Raw genomic sequence first — 472 nt, forward strand, 5'->3', positions numbered from 1 at the left:
CGACCAGCGGCTGCAGCCGATGGCCGTACCCAACGATCCGATGCTGTCCACGCAGTGGGGATTGGCACCGGGCAGCCCGGGTATCAACGTGCAGCCGGCCTGGGACCACAGCGACGGTGCCGGCGTCGTGGTTGCCATCATCGACAACGGGGTGTATCCGCACCCTGACCTGGCGGCCAATCGCCTTCCCGGCTACGACTTCTTCAGCGACGTGACTTCGGCGGCCGACGGCGACGGCCGCGACGCCGATCCCACCGACATGGGCGACTGGGCCGCAGCCGGCCAGTGCGGCGCCGGCGCGCGCGCGACGAGTTCCACCTGGCATGGCACGCATGTGGCCGGCGTCGTCGCGGCGGTGAGCAATAACGGGGTGGGGATCGCGGGCGTCGGGTTTCACGCCAAGTTCCTACCGCTGCGCGTGGGCGGCAAGTGCGGCGCGTATACCTCCGACATCCTGGATGCGATCGATTGG

Annotated in this window: 1 protein-coding gene; it reads left to right on the plus strand. The window is 69.5% G+C overall.

Annotated features, from left to right (window positions below; genetic code table 11):
* On the plus strand, window positions 1-472 hold a 472-nt coding region (locus CWM66_RS28430; protein ID WP_146159978.1), incomplete at both ends, for a S8 family serine peptidase.

The sequence above is a fragment of the Kosakonia sp. H7A genome (genome assembly GCF_003028445.1).
Lineage (GTDB): Bacteria > Pseudomonadota > Gammaproteobacteria > Enterobacterales > Enterobacteriaceae > Kosakonia > Kosakonia radicincitans.